Below are 327 nucleotides of genomic sequence, written 5' to 3'. Positions count from 1 at the left end.
CTTATTCCTGTTACCGCAGGATCTGCCAAGAACAAGGTAGTTTTAGGCCGATTACCGAACGGTGCATTAAAGCTAAGTCCTGATGATTTTGTGAATACTATCTATACGGTGGTTAATGACGATACCAAAGGCTCACTGCCTTATCTAGTCGCAAAAAGAGAACCGGCTGACCAGTTCTCTAATACAATTACTGCAATTAATTACGATGAACGGTATTACCTCAATGACAAGGATTTTATTGATGTACCGGTTGATGATTCACCGATCTACATTCGATATGACCAGCTTGATATTAATCTCGCACGTTTATATCAAATGCAAAGAGGT

Annotated in this window: 1 protein-coding gene; it reads left to right on the top strand. The window is 39.8% G+C overall.

Annotation, left to right across the window (positions count from 1 at the left end; genetic code table 11):
• Positions 1–327: hypothetical protein (locus R5R67_RS19660; RefSeq protein ID WP_318755232.1), on the top strand; the 327-nt coding region annotated here is incomplete at both ends.

This window comes from Acinetobacter sp. OYA S30 (assembly GCF_033599315.1).
GTDB lineage: Bacteria > Pseudomonadota > Gammaproteobacteria > Pseudomonadales > Moraxellaceae > Acinetobacter > Acinetobacter baumannii.
The sequence above is the reverse complement of the archived record's forward strand: the minus strand, read 5'-3'. Positions and strand labels throughout refer to the sequence as shown.